Consider the following 7,860-nt stretch of genomic DNA (forward strand, 5'->3'; position numbering starts at 1 on the left):
CGCATGGCAGCAGAGCTCTCCGCACATCACCGCCGCCTCGCCCAGCAAAAGCGTGCGGCGATCATCTCCGCAGCCACGGACCTCTTCCTGAACCGCGGTTACGACGGCACTTCCCTCGCCCGCATTGCCGAAGAGGCGGCAGTCTCGAAGTCGACCCTGTTCAAGCAGTTCCCCACCAAGGCAGCCCTGTTCGAGGCCATCGTCACCGAGTCCTGGCAGCGCGACGCCGCAGGCACTGTCACACAGCCGCAGACCGGAGACCTGCGTTCCGGCCTGACCTCCATCGGCCACCGCTACGCCGACCTGATCGGCCGGCCCGCCATGACAGCCCTGTTCCGCATCGTCATCGCCGAGCTGCCCCGCTTCCCCGAACTGGGACGGATGCAGTTCCAGCTCGGCAAGCTGCCCTACTTCACCTCGGTCCAGCACTACCTCGAGTCGGAGCACGAGGCCGGTAACGCCGACGTCCCGGACGCCGAGAGCGCCGCAAACCAATTCCTCGGGATGATCGCCAACTACGTCCTGTGGCCCCGCATGCTGCTGACCGACTGGAACCCCGCAGCCTCTGACATCCGCTACGCCGTCGAGCAGGCTGTAGAAACCATGCTCGCCCGCTACACCACCGATCGACCAGCCTGATCCGAACCGGAATTCGCATGCCCGCACCGGATGCCGGCGGCCCCGGGCCGATTACCGGTAGTCAAAGCCTCCCGACGACAAATGCACTGCAATCGGCAGAACCGGACGTTTCAGAAGCGTTGGCGGCCAGCCAGTCCAAGGCCTGGCCACCATCCGCGCGGAACGCGCGCCCAGCGGCATTGCCGGAGGTTCTCTGTGGAGTTGATTGGCGTGCAGGCGCTCATCGGGACCAGATCAGATGCGTCTGCTAGCTGGGTCGAGGCAGCTCGGGCTGGCTCACCGGCGGAAGCCTTTCCGTTCGGATCTGGTGATGACCAGACCAGGGTTTCGCCTGTGCAATTCGTCGGCGATGTCGTCCAGTGAGGTTGGGCGTAGCCAGCGCTCCGAGATGGTAAGCGGGTAGCCGATCCAGAACTTGCCCAGCGGGCCGTAGATCCATCTGGGCCAACGCCTTTCGGTGAGCTTCGGCATCGGCTCGACTAGTTCGACGGCTAGATGCCTCCTCGTATGGGCTGTGATCAGATGGATGCGAGATATCCCAGCCCACGGGATTCGGCCGAATGGGCTGAGCGTCATCCCCTGATCGTCGATTGTCACCTCGGGTGAGGGACGGATGAAGTGGTGCAGTCCGAGGAGAACAGAAAGGGCTCCCGAAACGATCGCACCACGGGGAACGTCGGCGCCGGATTGGTGGTGGTGGTCGTCGTTACGAGGAGCAACCAGCCAACCGCGATCGCTATCAGACCCAAAACCACCATCTCTACCCAACGTACCCACGAAGATCGAAAGATCGTTGGTGATGCCGGCACTTCCTGAGGCAGATCCACGATCATGGACTGTAGCGGTCGTCGTTCGGGCACGCCGAGGTCAGCGTGAACATCGGGTCAGGTAGCGGAGTCTGCCCGGATGCCCTCAACTCGGCAAGAGCGGACGTTCTATCAATCGAGGTGATCTCGCCCCGTTGGTGTTCCCAGGGCGAGCGGGGAGAACTCGGGGAAGTCCAATACTTACCAGAGCGGAAACCGGTGGGGGCGAGCCGGATTCGGCCCGCCCCCACCGCTTCGATACCGAAGCCTGCCTTGGCTAGAAGTAATGAGCCCGGCCCGCCACCGGTCGTCCCAGCGCGCCGAACAAGGCCAGGGCAGCACCGACCACCAGCGCGACAATGCCCAATGTCCACAGAACCGGGATCCCGAGCAGGAAACCGAGTACCAGCAAGACGACACCCAACGTAATAATGACGAACTCCTAACCGTGGCGCTCTCGCATCGCATCCGATCGGCTGCGCTGGTGCGAGAATCTGTGATCGACCAGCTGATACCCCGCGTTGTTGATCTCAAACTGGCGACGCGACTGCATTTGCCACGCAGCCGATCTCGCGCCGGAAATCGCCGCCCAGCGGCACAGTAGTGCGTCTGGTTGTCGCAAGTGTTTCATGCTGGCCGCAACGCCCACCGCGGCAACCGGCGAGCAGCTACTGTGCTCATGAAGGGACGCTCAACGCACGAAATGCCTTGGAGGACAGCGATGGTCGACTTCGATATCCGCAATCCCAGCACCTGGAAGCGAACCGATCTGACCATTGACCAGTGGGCTGCGGAGCGCATTCAGGGCACTCTGTTGCCAGATCCGGGCGACCTGAGCAAGTACTACGAGGTCAACCATGGCGAGGCGGAACAGTTCGACTGCCCTGCCGAAGAGTTGTTCAACGTGGATACGGGAATGTGTGATTACCCGAAGAACGTCAACCTGGAGCGCACCTACCAGGCACTGGTGAGGGAGGGCCTGATCGCCGATCAATCCTGATCTACAAGATCGGTTTATGCTGCCTTCCACACCGAAGCCCTGGCCGCAAGGAGCGACTGACCGGGCTTCTCTTGCCGCGTCCTGGGGTTGCCAGCGAGTGGCCCGCTCATCGGCTGCGGCATCTCTGCGCTCTAATCGACTCGCCGGAGATCCAGATCTGCGCTACTGGAATACAGTTGGGTCCGCGCTGGCTCGAGGCAGAACCCGACTACTGACGTGCATCCCCGAGAACCGTGAGTCGGCCGGAACGGCTTTGTGTCGCTTGCTGTTCCGAGCGTGGTCCCACGTGGTGAGCAGCTTGTCACCGGCGACTGTCGGGCGAGTACGTGTCGCAGGTCTGAGCTACGGTCTTGGGGTGAGTGAGGTCGAGACGGTTGCGTCGTGGCAGGGTGGTGGCGCTGGTTGTATTGAGCGCCTGATCTGTCACCCGCGGCTTTCGCTGGTCGCCGGTATCGATTCGCAGCGGCCGGCGGTTCATGTCTGGGATTATCGGGAATTGCTGCATCGTGGGTCTATCGGCGCCGACTCCGCCGCCTATGGCGTCGCGCACATCTGGGAACGCAGCGAGTCGACGCCTACCCTCGCATGGCATCCCGAGGAGCCGTTGCTGCTGGCGCGGATCGGGGGCAGGATCGTGCAGTGGACGCCTGCGGGAATGTCCGACCCGGAGGGGCTATCGCCCGATGCTGCCTACCGATGGATGGCGTTCAGTCCCGACGGCGAGATTTTGTGGGCTTCGCCGTCGGCGAGCGATATCGAGTATGGGGGTGAAGATCGTTCCGACGCTATCGATCTCGCGTCGGCGACCGTCTACCCCGACGTCGGGTGGGACACGGGAGTTGCGTTGCATCCGGCCGGTGGTTTGGCGGCTACTCTCCGCAGCGATCAGGGTGCGACCCATGTGATCTTCGCGCGGCTCGCCGACGACAATGCGATGAGTGTGGTTCGTAAGGCATTGATCCTGGATGCCGACGGCTATCAGACGCCCATCTTCAGTGCGGACGGTCGGCATCTGGCGATCCGTGGCAACGCGTACGGGCATTCGGTGGATGTCTTCGAATTTCCTTCGCTGGCTCGCGTTTTGAGCACCGGCCTCGGCGAGCCCCGTCCGGCTGACGGAGACACCGCCGAATGGCGCGAGCAGCATGATGCGTGGTCACCCCACAACCTCGCGTTCGGAACGCGGCCGGGCGTGCTGTGGATCGGCACGCCCACCGGAACTCTCGTCGAGGTCGATGTGGACGAGATGACCGCCGTCGACCACGCAGTCCTGAACGATTCCCCGGTGACTGCCCTGACCGCCACGGCGACCGGCGAACTCGTCGTCGCATCTGGTGACGGCGGGCTCCGGCTGGTGCGCCCGACCTCCGCGCGCGCCGACGCTGTCGACGGTATTGCGCTGCCCGACAGTGTGTCCGACTTCCTCAGTGCCACCTCCGAGGTTCCCGAGGACGGCGACATCGATGAGTATCTCGTCCGCACCGATGGAACACGGACCTGGAATCAGGATGACCTGGAGACGGTAACCAGCGCTTCGGCCGAGGACCCGCCCTGGCTGCAACTGCGAGCGTTCATGAATACCGCACGCAACCAGCAACATTGGCGGTGATACATAAATCTCGGATAACGTCCGCGTGATCTCCGACTCCGACGTCTGGCACATCAGCGTCAGGACCGGCGTGCCGAGAGCCTTCGCCTTGGCGGCGAAGGTCACCGGAGTGTCGTGCACGGCAGACGTGCTGGACCAGCCCCTGCTCATCGGACCTATCGCCTACCGATGGTCACCTCCCGACCACACCACCGCTTGACCCGGTGGCTTGCTGGTACGACCGGTGAAGTCGTAGAACGCATCTCGTCCGCACTACATCCACCTCAATGACCGCCGGGTGAGCGCGCTATGCGGCAGAAGCGGGCGTGCCGACTCGATCTAGTCGACCGGAGGGGGCTGGATGAACACGACAGAGTCTGGAACGGCACCCACCCGTGGCGGAGTCCGCTGCTCGGACTTCTGCGCATCCGTCTCCGGTTCGGCGCTGGTGACAGGTTCGTTCTCGTCGGCAGCTGGATCAGAACTCATCGGAGTCACTTTCGCTGGTAGATCCGTTCATCCGCAACAAGTATCGCAGTGCGATGGCCCGTGGCGGAGTGACTTCGAAAACACCGTCATCGGCTTGAGCGCGCGTTACTGAGGTCGAGATGATCTCCGCGCGTGGATCTTCTGATGACCCGCGCCGTGCATCCTCGGACCGCGCGGGTCGCGGCCAGTACCGGATGTCTGCGGTTCTGATCTCAAGAGCAGACTGAGATCTCTTGCAAGCCTTGGCTGTATCGTTCGGGCATGACGGCGGTTCAGTTCCCACGCCTCGCCGAGGTTCTTCCCGGCCTGGCCAACGAAGTCGCCGAGTTGTTGGCGGTCGAGGATGCGCGGCTAGCACGGACCGTCCAGAATCTGCGGTTCTACGGTCGATGCACCTGCACACCCACCTGTCCGGTCCTGTTGACCGCACCAGTCGGCTCGCCCAGCACGGGAGTCATCGTGCTGGAACGCGATGGCCAAACTCTCGCCTTGCTGAATTTCGACCCCGCGGCGAGATCGGTGACCGGGATCGAAGTGCTCGATGGTCGTGATCTGTCGATTCCATCTGCTTGAACCGGGACACCGCCAGACAAGCTGAGCTGCGTGCTCGGGCTGACTCGGATGGACACGGCAGTTGATCTTCCGCCATCCCGCGGGCACGGTTCGGGACAGCGCGGTATTCGGCCATTACCGGCAGGCACTGACCATCAAACAACGCATCCTCGGCGGTGACCATCCCGAAATCGCCGTGCTCACCAACAATCTCGCCACCCTGCTGCACCAGCAACAACGTCATACCGAAGCCACCGAATACCAGCGCCGCGCCCTGCACATCGCGACTCGCACGCTCCCACCCGAGCACCCGATACTGGCCGCCATCCGCCACAACCTCGCCCGCAGCGAAACCGACAACCCGAACCAGCAAACGCCTATCCGCCCCGCATGACCAACCCTCGTCCGCCACAGCTTCATGCCACCAACGAGAGTCGGCGGAGCGAGTAGCAATGGGCGCGGGTCTGGCCCGTCAGCGCTCCCAGAGCGACTCGTCGATCGGTCCGGTGCCCGGGTCGGCGACGAACTCCGTGGCGATCCGCTCGGCGACCGCCCGATCGAGTGTCGCCGTGCACCAGTTCATCGACACGTGGATGCGCCCATAGGCTTCGACGACGTTGAAGCCCAAGAATTTCGGGCCCGGCGGTGCGATCGCTACGGTGATCTGCGGTGGTGCCGAGCCGGCGGGCTGTGGCGCGGTTGTCCACCTGGTCGCGTACGAGATCATCAAGCGGACCGTGCGGTCGCCGTGACGCCTTGCCGGTGGCAGGCCGGAACCCGGAATTGCGGAGTGTCGCAAAGCATCACCGAAGATCAGCACCGGCAACCCGCTGTCGAGGATGCTGCCGATTCGGGTGCTGAGCTGGGTCGGTGTGTCCGAGTCCAGGATCGGCACCGACTTCGACCAGCTGAAGTTGCCGTCGACCGACGTATCGGCCACCAGATATCGCCGCAGGTCGACCATGAATGTGACCGTGTCGTCGACCGTGAGCCCGTGGTGGCGGCACAGGAGCAGCGCCCGCATCGTCATGATCGACATGACAGACGCCGCCGATCCCCGCGCCGCGCGAAACATGCGGACCCGCTGGGTAAAAGAATCGGAACTGACGGCGGTCGCCACGGAGAAGGAAGGTGGCGGGTCGGCGCCGTGGACCGCGTGCTGGGTGCCCGGGGTTCTCAGGTGCATCAGTTCTCGCTGCACCGCGATCGCGTGCGGAAGTTGTGACCTGGGCGGGCTGAATGCCCTCAGCAGTCCGCGAGTCAGTGGCGCACCGGTCCCCGGACCGGATCGAGTGCATTGTCGATAGTCCGGCGCCAAGAGCATTCCGAGGAAATGCCAGGTGGCGGTGCCGTCACCCAGCGCGTGCGAGTGACAGAACTGTGCCCAGTCGCGGCCCAGGGTGAGCCGGAACGGCAGCCCGCTCAGGTCGAGCCCGACCGGATCCAGCGAGCCGTCCGACGGACAGCATTCGTCGGAGCCTACGACGAGCGCGCGCAGGAACGCGGCCTGCCAGCCCGGGGCCGGGCGGCCAGTGCAGCCGCGCTCTACCCATAGCAGCCGCACCCGGGCGTCGTAGGGGTAGGCGATGGCCCGGTCGGCGAGCCAGGCCCGGACCTCCTCGACGCCGGGGGTCACGATCGACCGAATCACCTTCACGACCGGCACACCGCACCACATACGATCGCGACGGCGGAGCCGACGGATGTCGACCGCGGGCCAGCCGGCAATGTCTCCGACGCTCGAGGTTCGGGCAGATCGGAGAGCTAAGCGCTGACGTGCGTTCACCACTCATAGTGTGCGCTCGGCGCACACCGCGCTAGGCTGAAGCGAACTACCGACGCGGCGAAGTACCGAATGTTGCCTGTTGATTCGAGAGTTGCTGTGCCCGTTTCGGAAACCTGCGGCCGGCCACGCGAGACCTCTCCCGATCAGCCGAACTTGTCCACCGACGAGGCGCCGGCCGCACCCGCCACACCGTTCGAGCAGATGTGGCCGAGCGGCTTGATGATCCGTATCGAGTGCAGTGACAATCGCCTGCTCTCGGTAGAGCTCAGTCGGCCCGGAACCGATGCGGATACCGTGCAGTTTCCTGCGGCCAGGCCACGAATCAACTGATTCGGGTGATCCGCAGTACCGGGATCCGTCGCCGTGTCTTGGCCTCGAACTCGGCGAAACCCGGTTGGACGGTTATGGCCTGCGCGAGCAGCCGGGTACGTTCTGCCCCCTCGGTAGGCGTCGCTTCGGCCCGGTAGCTGTCGGCGCCGACCTCGACGGTGAGTTCCGGGTTGGCGACGAGGTTGTGATACCAGGCCGGATTCCGGTCGGAACCGGCGGCGGAAGCGACGACGAAAATGTCGCCACCGTCGGTGAAGTACACGACAGGGCTGATGCGCGTCAGGCCGGTCCGGGCGCCGACGGTGGTCAGCAATGCCAGATCGAACGTGGCGAACCGGCCGCCGACCCGGCCGCTGTTGGCACGGAACTCGGCGATGACTTCAGGGTTGTACTCGAACATTCCGTTCCGATCATCGATTCGAATGTTGTTGCGGCAACGAGGATCACATAGTCGGCAATACAGCGCGATCTCAGGGTCAGCCCAGACAACCGAACTCACCACCGCAGCCTGCCACCGGGTTGACGCAAGACACGCGTCTAGTCCAGCTGATATCGACTCGCCGACAACGCGCGCCATGCGGCTAGTTAGACACTTGGTGTCAGGACCGGATCCAGGCCAGGATTTGGTCTAGGTGCCCGGTGGGGTGCTCTCAAATCGGCTGCCCACCGT

9 protein-coding genes are annotated in these 7,860 nt (G+C 64.0%); 6 read left to right on the forward strand and 3 right to left on the reverse strand.

Annotated features, from left to right (window positions below):
* Window positions 1-3: 3 nt before the first annotated feature.
* On the forward strand, window positions 4-639 hold the full coding sequence (locus ACFWF1_RS40715; RefSeq protein WP_379291647.1) for a TetR/AcrR family transcriptional regulator: 636 nt from the start codon (window positions 4-6) through the stop codon (window positions 637-639).
* Window positions 640-1,722: 1,083 nt separating this feature from the next.
* Here the strand turns inward: ACFWF1_RS40715 and ACFWF1_RS40720 are convergent.
* Entirely contained in the window at window positions 1,723-1,857 is a 135-nt protein-coding gene (locus ACFWF1_RS40720; RefSeq protein ID WP_379322272.1) for a hypothetical protein, read from the reverse strand.
* 309 nt (window positions 1,858-2,166) lie between these two features.
* Here ACFWF1_RS40720 and ACFWF1_RS40725 point away from each other — a divergent pair, with 309 nt between their 5' ends.
* The 5 genes from ACFWF1_RS40725 to ACFWF1_RS40745 all read left to right on the forward strand — a co-directional run bounded on the left by ACFWF1_RS40725 (window position 2,167) and on the right by ACFWF1_RS40745 (window position 5,468).
* Window positions 2,167-2,445 (forward strand): chitin binding peritrophin-A domain-containing protein, encoded by a 279-nt coding sequence (locus ACFWF1_RS40725; RefSeq protein WP_379291643.1) that lies wholly within the window; start codon window positions 2,167-2,169, stop codon window positions 2,443-2,445.
* A gap of 355 nt (window positions 2,446-2,800) precedes the next feature.
* A complete protein-coding gene (locus ACFWF1_RS40730) occupies window positions 2,801-4,054 on the forward strand; it encodes a hypothetical protein (RefSeq protein WP_379291641.1) in 1,254 nt (417 codons plus the stop codon).
* 25 nt (window positions 4,055-4,079) lie between these two features.
* Complete coding sequence (locus ACFWF1_RS40735) at window positions 4,080-4,253, forward strand: hypothetical protein (protein ID WP_379291639.1); 174 nt, start codon at window positions 4,080-4,082, stop codon at window positions 4,251-4,253.
* Window positions 4,254-4,783: 530 nt separating this feature from the next.
* Entirely contained in the window at window positions 4,784-5,095 is a 312-nt protein-coding gene (locus ACFWF1_RS40740; protein ID WP_379291637.1) for a hypothetical protein, read from the forward strand.
* Between the two features lie 61 nt (window positions 5,096-5,156).
* Window positions 5,157-5,468 (forward strand): tetratricopeptide repeat protein, encoded by a 312-nt coding sequence (locus tag ACFWF1_RS40745; protein WP_379291636.1) that lies wholly within the window; start codon window positions 5,157-5,159, stop codon window positions 5,466-5,468.
* A gap of 78 nt (window positions 5,469-5,546) precedes the next feature.
* Here the strand turns inward: ACFWF1_RS40745 and ACFWF1_RS40750 are convergent, their stop codons facing one another.
* Complete coding sequence (locus tag ACFWF1_RS40750) at window positions 5,547-6,731, reverse strand: hypothetical protein (RefSeq protein ID WP_379291634.1); 1,185 nt, start codon at window positions 6,729-6,731, stop codon at window positions 5,547-5,549.
* 451 nt (window positions 6,732-7,182) lie between these two features.
* Window positions 7,183-7,590 carry a nitroreductase/quinone reductase family protein gene (locus ACFWF1_RS40755; RefSeq protein WP_379291632.1) on the reverse strand — a complete coding sequence of 136 codons (408 nt, stop codon included), beginning with the start codon at window positions 7,588-7,590 and terminating at the stop codon, window positions 7,183-7,185.
* Window positions 7,591-7,860 lie beyond the last annotated feature (270 nt).

This window comes from Nocardia sp. NPDC060255 (genome assembly GCF_042727395.1).
GTDB lineage: Bacteria > Actinomycetota > Actinomycetes > Mycobacteriales > Mycobacteriaceae > Nocardia.

Excerpts from the sequence above, each read along its gene's own strand:
- ACFWF1_RS40715 (WP_379291647.1), top strand. The coding sequence starts at position 4 with ATGGCAGCAGAGCTCTCCGCACATCACCGCCGCCTCGCCCAGCAAAAG.
- ACFWF1_RS40755 (WP_379291632.1), bottom strand. The coding sequence starts at position 7,590 with ATGTTCGAGTACAACCCTGAAGTCATCGCCGAGTTCCGTGCCAACAGC.
- ACFWF1_RS40725 (WP_379291643.1), top strand. The coding sequence starts at position 2,167 with ATGGTCGACTTCGATATCCGCAATCCCAGCACCTGGAAGCGAACCGAT.
- ACFWF1_RS40740 (WP_379291637.1), top strand. The coding sequence starts at position 4,784 with ATGACGGCGGTTCAGTTCCCACGCCTCGCCGAGGTTCTTCCCGGCCTG.